This window comes from Umezawaea sp. Da 62-37 (assembly GCF_032460545.1).
In the GTDB taxonomy this organism is placed as follows: Bacteria; Actinomycetota; Actinomycetes; order Mycobacteriales; family Pseudonocardiaceae; genus Umezawaea.
On sequence record NZ_CP135965.1, the window covers coordinates 7,599,436 to 7,615,275 of the forward strand.

The window sequence follows — 15,840 nt, forward strand, 5'->3', positions numbered from 1 at the left end:
TGTCATGGTCAGGTCGTGACGGTCGGCCCCCCGGTCGGACGACGTCCGGCGGCACGATCGTCCCATGACACCAACAACCGCACTCCGCACCGCGGTGACCCTGTCCGGGCTGCACAAGAGCTACGGAGAGGTCCACGCGGTCGCCGGCGTCGACCTCGTCATCGCACCCGGCGAGGTCGTCGCCCTGCTCGGCCCCAACGGGGCGGGCAAGTCGACGACCGTCGACATGCTGCTGGGGCTCACGGCCCCCGACCGGGGCGACATCTCGGTGTTCGGCCAGTCGCCCCGCGACGCGGTGGTCTCCGGCACGATCGGCGCGATGCTCCAGAGCGGCTCGCTGCTCGACGACGCCACCGTCGCCGAGACCGTGGGCCTGGTCGCCGCGCTGCACCGCAAGCCGCTGCCGGTCGCCGAGGCGCTGGCCAAGGCGGACATCGCCGACCTGGCGAACCGCAGGTGCACCAAGCTCTCCGGCGGCCAGAAGCAGCGGGTCCGCTTCGCGCTGGCGCTGGTCTGCGACCCCGACCTGCTGGTGCTCGACGAGCCCACCGTGGCGATGGACGTGGAGACCCGCCGCCAGTTCTGGCGCGGGATGCGGGAGTACACCGACTCCGGCCGCACCGTCCTGTTCGCCACGCACTACCTGGAGGAGGCGCAGGAGTACGCCGACCGGGTCGTGCTGATGCGCTCGGGCCGGATCGTCGCGGACGGCTCCGTGGCCGAGGTCCGGGCGACCGTGTCCGGCCGCACGCTGCGCGCCGTCGTCCCCGGCGCCACCGAGGCCGCCCTGACCGGGCTGCCCGGCGTGCAGGCGGTCGAGCTGCGCGGCGACGGCGTCCTGCTCGCCTGCTCCGACTCCGACGCGGCCCTGCGCGCCCTGCTGGCGCTCTGGCCCGCCGCCCACGACATCGAGATCGCCGCCGTCGGCCTCGAGGACGCGTTCCTCGCCCTGACCGCAGAGGAGAGCAAGTGAACGCCCGGTTCCTGGCCCTGGAAGTCCGCCGCGCCGTCCGCAACACCCGGTACCTGATGTTCACCGTCGTCATGCCGACGGTGATGTTCCTGCTGTTCGTCAACCTCTACGGCGCCAAGGGGCAGGTGTTCCCCAACGGGCTGCCGGTCACCACGTCGCTGATGCTCAACATGGCCGTGTTCGGCCTGATGTCCGCGCCGCTGGCCGCGGGCGCCCGGATCGCCGTCGAGCGGAGCACCGGCTGGCAGCGCCAGCTGCGGCTGACCCCGTTGAGCAGCCTGGGTTACGTGCTCACCAAGGGCGCGCTGGGGATGATCGTGGCGCTGCCCGGCATCCTGCTGGTGATGCTCGTCGGCGGGCTGTTCGAGGACGTGCGGATGTCCGCCGTGCAGTGGGTCGAGGTCGCGGGCGGGCTGTGGCTGGCCACGCTCCCGTTCGTGCTGATCGGCATCGTGATCGGCCTGCTGGCCACCGCCGACGGCATGCAGGCGCTCACTGGCGTGCTGTCGATGGCGTTCGGCCTGCTCGGCGGCATCTGGATCCCCGCCGAGGTGGCTCCCGGCTGGCTGAGCGCGGTCATGCACGTGATGCCGACGTACTGGGTGAAGCTGGTCGGCCAGGCACCGCTGGTGGGCGGCGCCGACCTGGGCACCGCCGTGCTGGTGCTGGGCTGCTGGGTCGTGGGCCTCGGGGTCATCGCGGCCAAGCGGTTCCAGACGGACACCGCGCGGGTCTGAGGCCTACGGTGGGCGTCGTGATCCAACGCGTGCGGCGCGGCGGTGTCCGCTGGTTCCTCGCCGGGATGGTGTTCATCGGGCTCTACATCCCGGTGGTGATCTACGCGGTGGCCGTCGACGACCGCCCGCTGTGGCAACGGATCCTGGTCATCGCGGGGCTGGTGCTCTACTCGTTCGGCTGGCTGGCGATGCCGTACCTGGTCTGGGTGGACAAGCCCGTCCGGACGCGGATCGCGGCCAGCCTCGTCCTCACCGCGATCGGGCTGGCGGTGGTCTACGGGATCGGCCTCGGTTCCGCCGGGCTCATGGTCTACGTGATGTCCGCGACCGCCATGATCCTGCCGCTGGTGCCCGCCGTGGTCATCGACGGCTCGGTGCTGCTCCTGCTGGTCGTCTCCTCCTACCTGTTCGGGGAGATCGGCTCGGACTTCGACCAGTTCGGCACGCTGCTCTCGGTGTCGTTCGGGATGATGTTCATGGGCCGGATGCTGCGGGCCAACGCCGAGCTGCGCAAGGCCCGCGACGAGATCGCCACCCTCGCCGTCGCCGAGGAGCGCAACCGGCTCGGGCGCGACCTGCACGACATCCTCGGCCACAGCCTCACCACGATCACCGTGAAGGCCGGGCTCGCCCGTCGGGTGCTGGAGAGCTCCGGGGACGTCGAGCGCGCGAAGGACGAGATCCGCGAGGTCGAGGAGCTGGCCCGGCAGGCGTTGGGGGACGTCCGGGCCACCGTGTCGGGGTACCGGCAGGTCTCGCTGTCCGCGGAGGTCGTCGGCGCGCGCGCCGCGCTGCGGGCGGCCGGCGTCGAACCCGACCTGCCGCACGCCGTCGACAACGTCCGCCCGGAGTTGCAGGAGGTGTTCGGGTACGTGGTCCGCGAAGGCGTGACCAACGTGCTGCGGCACTCCCGCGCGACGCGCTGCGAGGTGCGGCTGGGCGACACGTGGGTGGAGATGCGCGACGACGGCCGCGGCGCGGGGGACACCCCGAGCGGCTGCGGCCTCACCGGACTGGCCGAACGGCTGCGGAAGGTCGATGGGAAGCTGGCCGCCGGTCCGCTGCCCGACGGCGGGTACCTGCTGCGGGCGGAGGTCGTGTGATCAGGGTGCTGCTGGCCGACGACCAGGCGCTGGTGCGCGGCGCGCTCGCCGCGATGCTGGGGCTGGAGTCCGACATCGAGGTGGTCTCCCAGGTCGGCTCCGGCGACGAGGTCGTCGAGGCGGCCCTGCGGGTCCGGCCCGACGTGGCGCTGCTGGACGTGCAGATGCCCGGCAAGGACGGGCTCACCGCGGCGGCCGACCTGAGGGTCGCGCTGCCCGGCTGCCGCGTGATCGTGTGCACGACCTTCGGCCGCCCCGGCTACCTGGCCAGGGCGATGGCCGCGGGCGCGCTCGGCTTCGTGGTGAAGGACGCCCCGCCGGAGCAGCTCGTCGACGCCGTCCGGCGGGTGCACGCCGGTCTGCGGGTCGTGGATCCCGTGCTGGCGGCCGAATCCCTCGCCAGCGGGGCCAGTCCGCTGACCGACCGCGAACGCGAGGTGCTGCTGCGCGCCCGCGACGGCGGCACGGTGTCGGACCTGGCCAGGGCGCTGCACCTGTCCGACGGGACGGTGCGCAACCACCTGTCGTCGGCCATCGGGAAGACCGGGTCCCGGACCAGGGCGGAAGCCGTGCGGCTGGCCGAGGAACACGGCTGGCTCTGATTCTGGGACTATGAGGGCGTGCCCCTCACTCCTCTCGCCAGAATCATGCGGTTGCTGCTGCGCACGGTCCTCGGCGGGCTGGTGATCAGCGCCCTCGTCGTCGGCGGTACCGCGTTCCGGGTGTGGCAGGTGGCCAGGGACGACGACCGCACGCACGCGGACATGGCGGTCGTCCTCGGCGCCGCCCAGTACAACGGCGTCCCGTCCGAGGTCCTCGAAGCCCGGCTCGAACACGCGCGCAAGCTCTACGAGCAGGGCGTCGTCAACTACATCGTGACCACCGGCGGCAGCCAGCCCGGCGACAACTACACCGAGGGCCAGGCGGGCAAGCTCTGGCTGGTCGACCACGCGGTGCCCGAGGACCGCGTCGTGGAGGTGGGGGAGGGCAACGACACCCTCGGCAGCATCCGCGCGCTGGGCATCGCCGCCCGCGAGCGCAACCTCGAGACCGCCGTGATCGTCAGCGACCCGTGGCACTCCCTGCGCGCCCGCACGATGGCCGAGGACGAGGGCCTGGACGCGTGGCCGTCGCCGACCCGCAGCGGCCCGAACGTGCAGACGCGGGAGACCCAGATCTTCTACATCCGCCGGGAGACCGCGGCGCTGCTGTACTACCACCTGATGAAGGCGCCCGCCGGGGCCTTCGACGGCATCACGCTCTGACTACGCTGGATGGATGAGTCAGGGTTACACGGAACACGACGCCGCCAGACTCCTCGACGAGGACCCCAAGACCGCGTCGCTGCCCCACGCCCACCGCGACCGGCGCACCCCGTACTCCAGGGACCGCGCCCGCGTGCTGCACTCCGCCGCGCTGCGCAGGCTCGCGGGCAAGACCCAGGTCGTCGGCCCCGGTGAGGACTCCGGCGTCCCGCGCACCCGCCTGACCCACTCGCTGGAGGTCGCCCAGATCGGCCGCGGCATCGCCGAGGAGCTGGGCTGCGACCCCGACGTCGTCGACACCGCGGGGCTGGCCCACGACATCGGCCACCCGCCGTTCGGCCACAACGGCGAACGCGCCCTCGACGCCCTCGCCTCCTCCTGCGGCGGCTTCGAGGGCAACGCCCAGACGCTGCGCATCCTCACCCGCCTGGAACCCAAGACCGCGAGCGGCCTCAACCTCACCCGCGCCTGCCTGGACGCGTCCACGAAGTACCCCTGGCCCCGCACCCCCGGCACCCACAAGTTCGGCGTCTACCAGGACGACCTCGACGTCTTCCGCTGGCTGCGCCGGGACGCGCCGGAGGGCCGCCGCCCGATCGAGACCCAGGTCATGGACTGGGCCGACGACGTCGCCTACTCCGTCCACGACGTCGAGGACGGCGTGCTGGCCCACCGCATCAGCCTGCGGTCGCTGGCCGACCCGGCCGAGCGCGCGGCCATCGCCGGACTCGCCGCCAAGCACTTCTCCACCGAACCCGTCTCCGCCCTGGAGGAAGCGGCCCGCGAACTCCTCCGCCTCCCCGTGGTCGCCGACCTGGCCCGCACCGAGTACGACGGCTCCCTGGGCGCCCAGGTGGCCCTCAAGCGCCTCACCAGCGAACTGGTGGGCCGCTTCGCCTCGGCCGTCGTCACCGGCACCCGCGCCGACCACGGCGACGGCCCCCTCACCCGCTACGCCGCGGACCTCTCGGTCCCCCCTCTGGTGGCCGCCGAGGTGGCGCTGCTCAAAGCGGTCGCGGTCCGCTACGTCATGTCGGACCCGGTCCGCCTCGCGATGCAGGTCCGCCAGCGGGAACTCATCACCGAACTGGTCGCGGCCCTGCTCGACCGGGCACCCGACGCCCTCGACCCGTCGTTCCTCCCGGCCTGGAACACCGCCCCCGACGACCCCGCCCGCCTGCGCGTCGTCATCGACCAGGTGGCCCAGCTGACCGACGCCCAGGCGGTCTCATTGCACGCCGACGTGGTTTAGCCGGTGGCACACTCGGGATGTCCCCTGCCTTGAGGAGTCCCGTGTCCGAGCACCTGGCGTTCACCCTCGCCCTGCACGACGTCGTCGCCGCCGACCGGCGGGAGAACGCCTGCTGGTCCCCGTACTCCGTGGCCAGCGCCCTCGGCCTGGCCGCCTTGGCCGCCAAGGGGAAGACGCGCGACGAGCTGACCGCGCTGCTCGGCGAGGGCAACCGGGCCCTCCTCGACGCGGGCCGCCCCGACGACGAGGCCGAGTTCGCCGTGGCCAACACCCTCTGGGCCTCCGACGAACTGGAGATCAACCCGGAGTTCGCCGACGCCTTGGCAGGCTGGCCCGGCGCGAAGGCCAGGTCGGCCCCGTTCGTCGAAAACCCCGACGGCGCCCGGAAGCTGATCAACGCCGACGTCGCCGAGACCACCAAGGACCTCATCCCCGAACTGCTCGCGCCCGGCTCGGTCGGCCAGGACACGGTGGCCGCCCTGGTCAACGCCCTCTACCTCAAGACCGCCTGGCTGGGAACCTTTCCGGAGGAGGCGACCGCCCCGCTGCCGTTCACCACCCCCGGCGGTGCCGTGGACGTCCCCACCATGCGCCGCGAGGCCAAGTTCCGGTACGCCGCCCGCGACGGCTGGCAGGCGGTCTCACTGCCCGCGCGGGGCGGCGTGGAAGCGCTCGTGCTGCTCCCCGACGGCGACCTCGGCCCGCTCGACCAGGCCACGTTCACCGCCCTCACCGGCGCGCTCGACTTCCGCAGGCTGGAGCTGTTCCTGCCGAAGTCGAAGCTCTCCACCAACGTCACCCTCAAGGACGCCCTGGCACAACTGGGGGTCCGCTCCCTCTTCGAGCGCGACGGCGACCTCACCGGCCTGAGCGCCGACCCGCGGCTGTTCGTGGACGAGGTGGTCCACGAGGCCGTGCTGCGGATCGACGAGGACGGGCTCGAAGGCGCCGCGGCGACGGCGGTGATGATGCGGCTGACGTCGTTCGAGGAGTACGTCGAGCCGCTGACCGTCCGGGTCGACCGCCCGCACCTGGTTCTCGTCCGGCACGCGGGCACCGGGGCCGTCCACTTCCTCGCGCAGGTCGTAGATCCATCCTGACTGGTGATCAAGTCGTCCTTCGATCGAGGGGTTTCCGGGCGCAATCGGCGAAATAGCTGATCAGACGGCCTAGCGTCGCAGCATGACGAGCACGGACTCCACGGCGTCCAGTCGGGAACTGGGCGACGAGCTGCGACGCCTGCGCGACATGACCGGGTTGGACAGCGCCCTGATGGCCGACCGGCTCGGGTGGCACACGACGACACTGACCCAGTGGGAACTCGGCCGGGCCCGCATCACCGAACTGGACCTGCTGCGCTTCCTCGTCCACTGCGGGCTGGAGCACCAGGCGATCGACGGTTTCGTGACGCGCCACCGGCTCGCGGTCGAGCCGTACCTGTCGCGGCCGGGATGCGACCGGCTCCCGGAGAACCTGCGGTCGCTCACGCTCGCCGAGGCGGCCGCGGAGTCGATCACCAGCTTCGACCTCGCGACGATCCCCGGCCTGCTGCAGACCGAGGATTACGCGCGGGCGTTGCTGAACCAGCTCGGCCTCACGCCGCCGGACGAGATCGACCCGGCGGTGCGCGCCAGGGTCGGTCGCCAGGCGATGCTGCGGCCGTACTCCGGGCCGTTCTGCACGTTCTTCGTCCACGAGAACGCGCTGCGGATGCGGATCGGCGGCGACCGGGTGATGGAGGACCAGCTGCTGCGGCTGATCTTCCAGGCCACCAGCCCGCGGTGCGTGATCCGGATCGTGCCCGCCTCGGTCGGCGGGGCGGGCGCGCTCAGCGCCGGGTGCAAGCTGATCGAGTACCCCGACACCGTGCCGCTGGTCTACACCGAGACCGAGATGACCAGGTCGTTCTCCACCGAGCCGCAGGCCATCGCGCGCAGCCAGCTCATCTTCGAGCGGCTCGACCAGCTGGCTGTCATGCGGCAGCCCTCCCGCACGCTGATGATGGAGTACATGGCCGAGTACGACCGGCCGCGGGAGGACGACGATGCCGAGGACATGGCGTAAGAGCAGCCGAAGCGGCGGTATAGCGGACAGCGACTGCGTCGAGGTGTCCTTCGCGCGCGACGTCGCCGTCCGGGACTCCAAGAACGCCGCCGGACCCGTGCTCGCCTTCGCGCCCGCGAGGTGGCGCGCGTTCGTCCGCCACGTCAGTCGGTAGGCGCGTCCGGCAGTCGCAGCTGCAACCGCATCCCGTGACCGCGTTCACCGGGCAGCGCGCACAGCAGCAGCGTCCCCGACGCCCCGTGGCGCACCTGCACCGCGCAGGAGTCACCCGCCAGCAGCGTGCCCGCCAGCAGTCCGGCGGCCTCGGCGTCGAGCTCGAGGGTGAACCCCTTCGACATGGTCATGGCTGGACCGTAGGGGTTGACCACCCGTCCCCGTTGTCACCCGGAGGTGTCGCGTTCGGCGTGGCGTCCCAGGCCGGGCCGGTGCGGGGCCGCCTGTCCGGAGGTCGGCGTCCGACCGTGGACGCTGCCAAGCCGTTGGGGCGCAAGGGTTCGCGCCGAGACCGACCGTCAGCCCGTGAACGGCACGTGGGCGATCTTGTCCGGGTTCGCCACGTCGTAGAGCGCGACGAGGAGCCCGTCGCGGATCACCAGGCCGTCGACCCGGCGCGGAACGCCACGGGTGGTCCCGTCGCCGGGCTGCTCCGGGATGACCAGGCCCAGGTCGCCGTTCACCAGCGCCACGACGCCCACCGCGCCGGGGTCGAGCCGGTACTTGGCGACCAGGCCGAGCAGGAAGCGCGCCACCTTCTCCGGGCCCACGACCTCGTGGAGCGCCGTGCGGACCCGGCCGCCGCCGTCGCCGACCGCCACGACGTCCGGGTGCAGCAGGTCGATCACGGTCCGCACGTCACCGGTCGCCAGCGCCGCCAGGAACCGCTCCAGCACGACCCGCTGCTCCTCCAGCGCCACCCGCGGCGGCGGGTCCGCGTCGACCAGCGCCTTGCGGCCGCGCGACGCGTGCTGCCGGGCCGTCGGCACGGAGCAGCCCAGCGCGGCGGCGATCTCGTCGAACGGCACCGAGAACGCGTCGTGCAGCACGAACGCGACCCGCTGCTCGGGGGTGAGCCGGTCGAGCACCACCAGGGCCGCCAGCCGGACGCCGTCGTCGCGCACGACCCGGTCCAGCGGGTCCTCGCCGGTGGAGGTGAGCGAGGTCACCACGGGTTCCGGCAGCCACGAGCCGACGTAGGACTCGCGCCGCACGGCCGCCGAGCGCAGCCGGTCCAGGCAGATCCGGCCGACCACCGTCGTCAGCCAACCGCGCAGGTCCCGGATGTCGTCGCGGGCGGCGCCGGTCAGCCCGGCGAGCCGCAGCCACGACTCCTGCACCGCGTCCTCGGCGTCGGCCACGCTGCCGGTAAGCCGGTACGCCACGCCGACCAGGTGCGCGCGGTGCTCGGTGAACGTCCTGGCCAGGGTCTGGTCGGCAGCGGTCACGGGCACCAGTGTGCCAGCACTAGACTCGGCGACGTGGCAGGACGCATCCGTGAAAGCGACATCGCGCTGGTGCGTGACCGCAGCAGGATCGACGAGGTCGTGGGGGACCACGTCTCGCTGCGCAACGCGGGCGGCGGCTCGCTGAAGGGCCTGTGCCCGTTCCACGACGAGAAGTCGCCGTCGTTCAACGTCCGGCCGTCGCACGGCACCTACCACTGCTTCGGCTGTGGCGAGGGCGGCGACGTCATCAAGTTCATCATGCGGATCGAGCACCTCGGGTTCATCGAGGCGGTCGAACGGCTGGCGGACCGGACCGGCATCCAGCTGGTCTACGAGGGCGGCGGCGCCAGCGTCCAGCGCGACCGCGGCACCCGCACCCGGATGATCGAGGCGCACCGCGCGGCCGCCGAGTTCTACACCGAGCAGCTGCGCACGCCGGAAGCCCTGAAGGCGCGGGAGTTCCTGGCCGAGCGCGGGTTCGACGAGGCCGCCGCCGGGATGTTCGGCTGCGGGTTCGCGCCCGCGGGCTGGGACAAACTGACCAAGCACCTGCTGGGCCGCGGCTTCGAGCTTGAGGAGCTGATCAAGGCGCAGCTCTCCAAGGAGGGCCGCCAAGGTCCGATCGACCGGTTCCACCGCAGGCTGCTCTGGCCGATCCGCGACCTCGGCGGCGACGTGGTCGGGTTCGGCGCGCGCCGGATCTTCGACGACGACCAGATCCAGGCGAAGTACCTGAACACCAGCGAGAGCGTGATCTACAAGAAGTCGCATGTGCTCTTCGGTCTCGACCTGGCGAAGAAGGAGATCGCGCGGCGGCACCAGGTCGTGGTGGTCGAGGGCTACACCGACGTGATGGCCATGCACCTCGCGGGCGTGCCGACGGCGGTCGCGTCGTGCGGCACCGCGTTCGGCACCGACCACATGAACCTGTTGCGGCGCCTGCTGATCGACGACGACATGAACGGCGAGGTGATCTTCACCTTCGACGGCGACGCGGCGGGTCAGAAGGCCGCCATGAAGGCGTTCGAGGGCGAGCAGCAGTTCTCCGCGCAGACCTACATCGCGGTCGCGCCCGACGGCATGGACCCGTGCGAACTGAGGCAGGACAAGGGGGACGTGGCCGTGCGCGACCTCGTCGCCCGGCGCACCCCGCTGATCGAGTTCGCGGTCCGCACGCAGCTCAAGGAGTACGACCTCGACTCGGTCGACGGCCAGGTGGAGGCGCTGCGCAAGACGGTGCCGCTGGTCGCGCAGATCAAGGACCGCGCGAAGCGGGACGGCTACGCGACCAAGCTCGCCTGGTGGGTCGGCTGGAACGACGAGGCGGCCATCGTGCGCCGGGTCCGCGAGACCGCGGGCGGCGGCCCGGCGGCGGCACCGGCCAAGCGGCGCCGGTCCGCGCCCGTCGTGGTCGACCCGTACCAGGGCGCGCTCGCCGTGGACGCCGACAGCCCGCGGCGGCCCGACCCGCGCGACCCGCGGCTGTGGCACCAGCGCGAGGCGCTCAAGGCCGCGCTCCAGGTCCCCGAGTTGGCGGGTCCGTACTACGACGCGCTGCCCGACGAGGTGTTCCTGCACCCTTCCTACCTCGGGCTGCACCACGCCATCCGCGACGCCGGCGGCGCCTCGTGCGGCCTGTCCGGGTCCGCGTGGCTGGAGGCCGTGAGCCAGGCGTGCGTGCACGACTCCGGCCGGTCCGTGCTGACGGAGCTGGCCGTGGAGCCGCTGACGTGCAAGCTGGGCGACGAGTTCCGGCACGTGTCGGCGGTGCTGGCGCGGCTGCAGCAGATCCTGGTGTCCGGCCAGATCTCCGAGATCAAGTCCCGCCTGCACCGCATCTCGCCGGTGCAGGACCCGGACGAGTACCGCGCGCTGTTCGGCGACCTGGTGGCGCTCGAGGAGTACCACAAGGCGCTGGGCCAGCAGGCCCTGGGAGGGCTCTGAGATGACCGCACTGTGGCGCAGGCTGTTCAAGCAGGGGCTGCCCGCCGACTTCACCGGCGAACTGGTGGGGGACGAGTCCGTCCTCGCGCAGGCGTCGGTGCGCGGCGGCGGCCACCTGATCGCGACGACCCTGGGCCTGTGGCTGCCGGGGCCGCGCCGGGTCGGCTGGCACCTGATCAGCAAGGCCACCTGGAGCGGCGGCGCGCTGGCCGTCGTCGAGGCGGTCGAGGAAGGTGCGGCGGGGGCCGCGGTCGTGCTGGTCGACCTGCCGCCGCAGCGGTTCGCGCTGGAGGAACCGGGCAAGGTGCCCGAGGCCGTGCACGCCAGGGTGACCGCGTCGTTCAAGAGCAAGCACCACGTCGGCGACGCCTGGTACCTCCAGCGCAAGGTGCCCGGCAAGGGCGGCGTCGTGCTCCAGGTGCGGCCCGATCCCGGTGCCGACGTGGAGGCCGTGCGGGTGATCGCCGCGGACGTGGCGGCGAAGATCGGCGACCTCAAGCCCGCCGAGTAGTACGCGCGTACTGTTAAAGTATGGCCGTACTGCTTGGAGGTGCGCCCATGTGGGATCCCGCGAAGTACCTGACCTTCGCCGACCACCGTTCGAGGCCGTTCCACGAACTCGTCGCCCGGATCGGCGCGACCGACCCGCGCCGCGTCGTCGACCTCGGCTGCGGCCCCGGCAACCTCACCGGCACCCTGTCGGCCCGGTGGCCCGGTGCCGTCCTGGAGGCGTTCGACTCCTCACCGGAGATGGTCGAAGCGGCCCGTGCTCGCGGCCTCGACGCCCGCGTCGCCGACGCCACCACGTGGACCCCGGCGCCCGACACCGACGTCGTGGTCACCAACGCCGTCCTCCAGTGGCTGCCCACCCACCCCGACCTGCTGCGCCGCTGGGCGACCGAACTGCCCACCGGCGCGTGGCTCGCCATGCAGGTCCCCGGCAACTTCGACGGCCCGTCCCACACCTTCGTGCGGGAGCTGGTCCGGACCGGGTGGAACGACGCCCTCGGGCACGTCCTGCGCGACCAGACGCCCGTCCTCGACCCCGCGGGCTACGCAGACCTGCTGAGCGGCTGCGACGTCGACGCGTGGGAGACAACCTACCTCCAGCCGCCTGGAGGGCCCTGACGCCGTCCTGGAGTGGATTACGGGTACTGCCCTGCGTCCCGTCCGTGCCGCCCTCGACGATCAGTCCTGGGCCGCTTTCCGCGCCGAACTGGCCCCCCGACTCCGTGCCGCCTACCCGCAGCGCCCGGACGGCACCACCTGGTTCCCGTTCCGCCGCGTCTTCGCCGTGGCCCGCGTCTGAAGGCGTTCGGGAACGAGGCAGGGCCCCGGCTGGCTCGCCGGGGCCCTGCGCACAGTCCTGGTACCGCCTACGCGCGCGGAATCACCGACTCCCGCCGCTGTGCCGTCCCGTTCTGCCCATGCGCGTTCGCCCGATTCCCGAACCCCGTCTTCTCACCGACCTTCGCCCGCACGATCCCAGCCGCGCCCTGCACGGCCGGGTGGTCCGCAAGCCTCCGGTACGTCCTCACGATCTGGTCGTACCGCCCGCGGCCCGCCCGTGCGCCCAACACGTAACCGACAGCGGCGCCCAGCAGGATGCCCTTCATCGAGGTCTCCTCTCGTGTCGTGCCTGGTCGCACCCATCCTCCCGCATTGGAGGGGGGTGTGTGCGAGCACGGTTGCGGATGCGCTAGAGTTCTCACCTGTCAGGCCCGAGAGGCCAGGCAGGCAGAACAACAGAACATTCCCCCTTAGCTCAATGGCAGAGCATTCGACTGTTAATCGAAGGGTTACTGGTTCGAATCCAGTAGGGGGAGCAGGATGGCAACCCCAGGTCCCCGGACCTGGGGTTTTGTCGTCTCATGGCCACCGGGTACCCAGAAGCCGGCAATGTCACACGATCGGGCGCAATACTCGTTGCCGAACCCGCCGAACAACATCGCCCACCGAAGAACCCGAGGTTCTCGAGACGCACGCATCCGCGATCGGTACTCTCCACAGCGCGGCAGCGCAACCCACACCCCAGGTGGGCTGCGACACGTGCACGGGGCGGTAGCTCAGCTGGTCAGAGCAGCGGACTCATAATCCGTCAGGTCGAGGGTTCGAGCCCCTCTCGCCCCACTAAAGCCCCTGGTCAGCGTACCGGAGGCGATGGCGTTCAAGATCACCACCCCACTTTTCCCCCACTTTATCGAGCGGACCACCCAACTGCTTCAAGCGCGGCGGCGGTCTTCTGGCTGGTCGCGCGTGGAGCCGTGTAGATGTCTTGCATAGTTGACCCCTTCGAGTGACCGCGCTGGCCCGCGATCCGCTGGGCGTTCAGTCGCGTGTAGTCGAGGACCGTCGCGGCCGATGTCGAAAGCCCGGCAGGTCACCTATCGATAGCTCGCCCCTGCCCGGAACTCCCGCGAGCGGGCGAAGGTCTTCCCGTGGCTGACTCTCACTTTGCGGTGGCGGCCTGAAACGTGGTGCTCAACGACAAGCCTCTGTCAGGGATGGCGTGCTGCGGCGAGCAGGGTGAGGGCGGCCTGGAGCGCGTGTCCGCCTGCGTGGGTGGGGGTGTGGTGATCGGCGACGATGGTGGCGCCCTCGACGAGGATGAGTAGTTGTTGGGCGAGTTGGTGGGGGTAGGGGGTTCCGGCGCTGACTGTGATCTTGGTGAGCAGGTCCAAGTAGCGGTCGAGGTGGCGTGCGGTGATGGTGCGGACGGCGTCGGTGTGGTGCTGGGTGGCGGCGTTGAGGAGTGCGCAGCCGCGGAAAGTTGGGTCGTCGTACCAGCTCTGGAGGGCGGCGAACAGGGCAGTCAACTGCGCGGCGGGGTCGTCGCCTGCGTTGAGCACCGCGTCGGTCAGCCAGTTGATCACCCGGTCGCTGCGTGCTTCGAGCATCGCGCGCACGAGTCCGTCCTTGGTGCCGAAGTGCCGGTAGAGCGTCTCCTTGGACACGCCCAGGCGTGAGCAGAGTTCGGCGACGCCGATGCCGTCGAGTCCGCGTTCGTAGAGCACCGGGGTGGCCGCGTGCAGGATCGTGGCGCGGGTGCGTTCGGGGTCGATGGTTGAGCCTTTGGCGACCGGCATGCACTGATGGTACCGATCGGTTCGATCGTCGTGCTAGCGTCTAGATCGTACCGATCGGTTCGATCTCCGAGGTGGGCATGGCGGCAGCAGGGCGGACGGTGCGGCTGGCGTTGGGGACGGCGTCCGCGCTGGGGCTTGCGCGTTTCGCCTACGGGTTGCTTGTGCCGGCGATGCGGGACGACCTGGGGTGGTCGTTGGCCGAGGTGGGAGCCGTCAGCACCGTGAACGGGCTGGGTTATCTGGTCGGTGCGGTGGGGACGGCTGCGGTGGTCCGTCGGTGGGGTGCTGCCGCGGCGTTCCGCTGGGGCATGGTCGTCACCGCGTTGGCGTTGGTGGGCACGGCGGCGGGTGATGTTTTCGTGGTGCTGTTGGCGGTCCGCGCCATTGCCGGGGCGAGCGGGGCGGTGGTGTTCATCGCGGGTGGGGTGATCGTGGCTCGGATCGCCGCGGGCAACGGCTCCAGCGCGCCCATCGCGGTGTACTTCGCGGGCACGGGGCTGGGCATCGTCCTGGCCGGCGCGACGATTCCCGGACTGGGTGGTCACTGGCAGGTCGCGTGGGTGGGTCTGGGTGTCGCGGCGGGATTGGCGGCCCTGGTCGGCTGGACGGCGGCGGGGGGTGGTGAGGAGCAGCCAGCCGGCGGGGTCGGCCGGGCGCGGGTGCGTTCGCTGTGGCGGGTCGCCGCGGCGTACTTCCTGTTCTCCACCGGCTACATCACCTACATCACCTTCCTGTCCGTGCACCTGGTCGACCGGCACGCTCCCGCCACGCAGGTGGCGCTCACGTGGACGCTCCTGGGCGTCGGGGTCGTGGCGGCCCCGATCCTGTGGAGTCGTCCGATCACGCGGTGGCCCGGCACGCGCGCCCTGGCCGTGGTGCTGGGCGTGCTGGCGGGCGGTGCGGCGCTGGCGCTGGTTTCGTCCTCACCGGTTGTGGTGGTCGTTTCCGCCGTCGTCTACGGGGTGGCCTTCATGGCGGTTCCGGCCGCCGTCACCGCGCACATCCGAACCGCCGTCCCACCCGCCGACTGGACGGCCACGCTGGCCGCGTTCACCGCGCTGTTCGCGACGGGGCAGACGGTGGGGCCGTGGCTGGCGGGGGTTCTCGCCGATCGCACCTCGACCGCCGCGCCCCTGGCCTGGACCGTCGCCCTGTGCGCCGCGGCAGCGGTGCTCGCGGCGGTACCGGCGGCCTTGACACCCCCGGAACCCGACGTCCGCTGAAACACCGACAACCACACGGAGCACGATCATGACGACCTTCGTCCTCGTCCCCGGCATGTGCCACGGCGGCTGGTGCTTCGCCGAACTCACCGAGCGCCTCCGCGGGCACGGCCACCGCGTGCACCCGCTGACGCTAACCGGGCTCGGTGAACGCGGCCACCTCCTGCGCGGCGGGGTCAACCTTGACACGCACATCGAGGACGTGACCGCGCTGCTCGTGGCCGAGGACGTCCGCGACGCCGTGCTGGTCGGCCACAGCTACGGCGGAATGGTGATCACCGGGGCCGCCGACCGCATGTCCGAACGGGTGGACTCCCTGGTCTACCTCGACGCCGTAGTGCCCGCCCACGGCGACTCCTGCTGGGCGCTGGTCTCCGACCGGGAACGCCGGTGGTACCTCGACGTCGTGGACGACGGGTACGGCGTGCGCCCCCTGCCGTTCTTCGACCCGCGGGCCACACCCCATCCGCTCGCCTCGCTGCTCCAACCCCTCCGCCTGTCCGGCGACATGGCCCGGTTCCGGCGCCGGGACTACGTCTACGCCACCGGGTGGGACGGCGAGTCGCCCTTCACCGACGTCTACCGGCGCCTGGGTGCCGACCCCGCGTGGACCGCGCACGCGCTCGACGGCGGCCACAACCTCATGCGGGACGCGCCCGAAGGCCTGGCGGAGATCCTGCTGAACGCGGCCGTGACCGACCGGGACCCGGAGCACGGAAAAGCGGTGCCCTTGAGGTAGGGCACCGCCGCC

General features: G+C 71.7%; 17 protein-coding genes, 2 tRNA genes and 1 pseudogene. 16 read left to right on the forward strand and 4 right to left on the reverse strand.

Annotation, left to right across the window (positions count from 1 at the left end):
• Window positions 1-64: 64 nt before the first annotated feature.
• From RM788_RS35105 to RM788_RS35145, 9 genes are all read left to right on the forward strand, one after another.
• A complete protein-coding gene (locus RM788_RS35105) occupies window positions 65-973 on the forward strand; it encodes an ABC transporter ATP-binding protein (RefSeq protein WP_315923196.1) in 909 nt (302 codons plus the stop codon).
• Entirely contained in the window at window positions 970-1,710 is a 741-nt protein-coding gene (locus RM788_RS35110) for an ABC transporter permease (RefSeq protein ID WP_315923198.1), read from the forward strand. The genes RM788_RS35105 and RM788_RS35110 overlap by 4 nt, the downstream gene beginning before the upstream one ends.
• Window positions 1,711-1,727: 17 nt before the next feature.
• On the forward strand, window positions 1,728-2,813 hold the full coding sequence (locus RM788_RS35115) for a sensor histidine kinase (RefSeq protein ID WP_315923200.1): 1,086 nt from the start codon (window positions 1,728-1,730) through the stop codon (window positions 2,811-2,813).
• Entirely contained in the window at window positions 2,810-3,415 is a 606-nt protein-coding gene (locus tag RM788_RS35120) for a response regulator (protein WP_315923202.1), read from the forward strand. Before RM788_RS35115 ends, RM788_RS35120 begins: the two co-directional genes overlap by 4 nt.
• A 45-nt stretch (window positions 3,416-3,460) precedes the next feature.
• Complete coding sequence (locus RM788_RS35125) at window positions 3,461-4,078, forward strand: YdcF family protein (RefSeq protein WP_315934835.1); 618 nt, start codon at window positions 3,461-3,463, stop codon at window positions 4,076-4,078.
• A gap of 13 nt (window positions 4,079-4,091) precedes the next feature.
• On the forward strand, window positions 4,092-5,330 hold the full coding sequence (locus RM788_RS35130; RefSeq protein ID WP_315923206.1) for a deoxyguanosinetriphosphate triphosphohydrolase: 1,239 nt from the start codon (window positions 4,092-4,094) through the stop codon (window positions 5,328-5,330).
• Between the two features lie 17 nt (window positions 5,331-5,347).
• Window positions 5,348-6,430, forward strand: coding sequence for a serpin family protein (locus tag RM788_RS35135; protein ID WP_315923208.1), 1,083 nt, complete (start codon window positions 5,348-5,350; stop codon window positions 6,428-6,430).
• Window positions 6,431-6,512: 82 nt separating this feature from the next.
• Window positions 6,513-7,394 (forward strand): helix-turn-helix domain-containing protein, encoded by an 882-nt coding sequence (locus RM788_RS35140; protein WP_315923210.1) that lies wholly within the window; start codon window positions 6,513-6,515, stop codon window positions 7,392-7,394.
• A complete protein-coding gene (locus RM788_RS35145) occupies window positions 7,375-7,548 on the forward strand; it encodes a DUF397 domain-containing protein (RefSeq protein WP_315923212.1) in 174 nt (57 codons plus the stop codon). The genes RM788_RS35140 and RM788_RS35145 overlap by 20 nt, the downstream gene beginning before the upstream one ends.
• Here the strand turns inward: RM788_RS35145 and RM788_RS35150 are convergent.
• Together RM788_RS35150 and RM788_RS35155 are read right to left on the reverse strand one after the other, a co-directional pair.
• Window positions 7,538-7,738 carry a hypothetical protein gene (locus RM788_RS35150; RefSeq protein ID WP_315923214.1) on the reverse strand — a complete coding sequence of 67 codons (201 nt, stop codon included), beginning with the start codon at window positions 7,736-7,738 and terminating at the stop codon, window positions 7,538-7,540. The two genes, RM788_RS35145 and RM788_RS35150, sit on opposite strands and share 11 nt — an antisense overlap.
• Before the next feature lie 168 nt (window positions 7,739-7,906).
• Window positions 7,907-8,845 (reverse strand): sigma-70 family RNA polymerase sigma factor, encoded by a 939-nt coding sequence (locus RM788_RS35155; RefSeq protein WP_399345197.1) that lies wholly within the window; start codon window positions 8,843-8,845, stop codon window positions 7,907-7,909.
• A 24-nt stretch (window positions 8,846-8,869) separates the two neighbouring features.
• Here RM788_RS35155 and dnaG point away from each other — a divergent pair, with 24 nt between their 5' ends.
• From dnaG to RM788_RS35170, 3 genes and pseudogenes are all read left to right on the forward strand, one after another.
• Window positions 8,870-10,780, forward strand: a complete 1,911-nt coding sequence (gene dnaG, locus RM788_RS35160; protein ID WP_315923218.1) for a DNA primase — start codon at window positions 8,870-8,872, stop codon at window positions 10,778-10,780.
• 1 nt (window position 10,781) lies between these two features.
• A complete protein-coding gene (locus tag RM788_RS35165; RefSeq protein WP_315923220.1) occupies window positions 10,782-11,291 on the forward strand; it encodes a hypothetical protein in 510 nt (169 codons plus the stop codon).
• Between the two features lie 47 nt (window positions 11,292-11,338).
• Window positions 11,339-12,089: pseudogene (locus RM788_RS35170) on the forward strand (trans-aconitate 2-methyltransferase).
• Window positions 12,090-12,156: 67 nt separating this feature from the next.
• Here RM788_RS35170 and RM788_RS35175 read toward each other — a convergent pair.
• Window positions 12,157-12,396 carry a hypothetical protein gene (locus RM788_RS35175; protein ID WP_315923222.1) on the reverse strand — a complete coding sequence of 80 codons (240 nt, stop codon included), beginning with the start codon at window positions 12,394-12,396 and terminating at the stop codon, window positions 12,157-12,159.
• A gap of 138 nt (window positions 12,397-12,534) precedes the next feature.
• Between RM788_RS35175 and RM788_RS35180 the strand changes: the two genes are divergently transcribed.
• Both RM788_RS35180 and RM788_RS35185 read left to right on the forward strand, forming a co-directional pair.
• A tRNA-Asn gene (locus RM788_RS35180) sits at window positions 12,535-12,606 on the forward strand.
• Window positions 12,607-12,835: 229 nt separating this feature from the next.
• Window positions 12,836-12,910: transfer RNA gene (locus RM788_RS35185), tRNA-Ile, on the forward strand.
• A gap of 368 nt (window positions 12,911-13,278) precedes the next feature.
• Here the strand turns inward: RM788_RS35185 and RM788_RS35190 are convergent.
• The gene (locus tag RM788_RS35190; RefSeq protein WP_315923224.1) at window positions 13,279-13,866 is read right to left on the reverse strand and encodes a TetR/AcrR family transcriptional regulator; all 588 of its coding nucleotides are present in this window, start codon (window positions 13,864-13,866) and stop codon (window positions 13,279-13,281) included.
• 77 nt (window positions 13,867-13,943) lie between these two features.
• Between RM788_RS35190 and RM788_RS35195 the strand changes: the two genes are divergently transcribed.
• Together RM788_RS35195 and RM788_RS35200 are read left to right on the forward strand one after the other, a co-directional pair.
• Window positions 13,944-15,089 carry a YbfB/YjiJ family MFS transporter gene (locus tag RM788_RS35195; protein WP_315923226.1) on the forward strand — a complete coding sequence of 382 codons (1,146 nt, stop codon included), beginning with the start codon at window positions 13,944-13,946 and terminating at the stop codon, window positions 15,087-15,089.
• 28 nt (window positions 15,090-15,117) lie between these two features.
• On the forward strand, window positions 15,118-15,828 hold the full coding sequence (locus tag RM788_RS35200; protein WP_315923228.1) for an alpha/beta fold hydrolase: 711 nt from the start codon (window positions 15,118-15,120) through the stop codon (window positions 15,826-15,828).
• Window positions 15,829-15,840: the final 12 nt, after the last annotated feature.

Bases quoted from the DNA above. Each gene is read 5' to 3' on its own strand.
- RM788_RS35105 (WP_315923196.1), top strand. From the start codon at position 65: ATGACACCAACAACCGCACTCCGCACCGCGGTGACCCTGTCCGGGCTG.
- RM788_RS35125 (WP_315934835.1), top strand. From the start codon at position 3,461: ATGCGGTTGCTGCTGCGCACGGTCCTCGGCGGGCTGGTGATCAGCGCC.
- RM788_RS35130 (WP_315923206.1), top strand. From the start codon at position 4,092: ATGAGTCAGGGTTACACGGAACACGACGCCGCCAGACTCCTCGACGAG.
- RM788_RS35135 (WP_315923208.1), top strand. From the start codon at position 5,348: ATGTCCCCTGCCTTGAGGAGTCCCGTGTCCGAGCACCTGGCGTTCACC.
- RM788_RS35140 (WP_315923210.1), top strand. From the start codon at position 6,513: ATGACGAGCACGGACTCCACGGCGTCCAGTCGGGAACTGGGCGACGAG.
- RM788_RS35145 (WP_315923212.1), top strand. From the start codon at position 7,375: ATGCCGAGGACATGGCGTAAGAGCAGCCGAAGCGGCGGTATAGCGGAC.
- RM788_RS35150 (WP_315923214.1), bottom strand. From the start codon at position 7,738: ATGACCATGTCGAAGGGGTTCACCCTCGAGCTCGACGCCGAGGCCGCC.
- RM788_RS35165 (WP_315923220.1), top strand. From the start codon at position 10,782: ATGACCGCACTGTGGCGCAGGCTGTTCAAGCAGGGGCTGCCCGCCGAC.
- RM788_RS35175 (WP_315923222.1), bottom strand. From the start codon at position 12,396: ATGAAGGGCATCCTGCTGGGCGCCGCTGTCGGTTACGTGTTGGGCGCA.
- RM788_RS35190 (WP_315923224.1), bottom strand. From the start codon at position 13,866: ATGCCGGTCGCCAAAGGCTCAACCATCGACCCCGAACGCACCCGCGCC.
- RM788_RS35195 (WP_315923226.1), top strand. From the start codon at position 13,944: ATGGCGGCAGCAGGGCGGACGGTGCGGCTGGCGTTGGGGACGGCGTCC.
- RM788_RS35200 (WP_315923228.1), top strand. From the start codon at position 15,118: ATGACGACCTTCGTCCTCGTCCCCGGCATGTGCCACGGCGGCTGGTGC.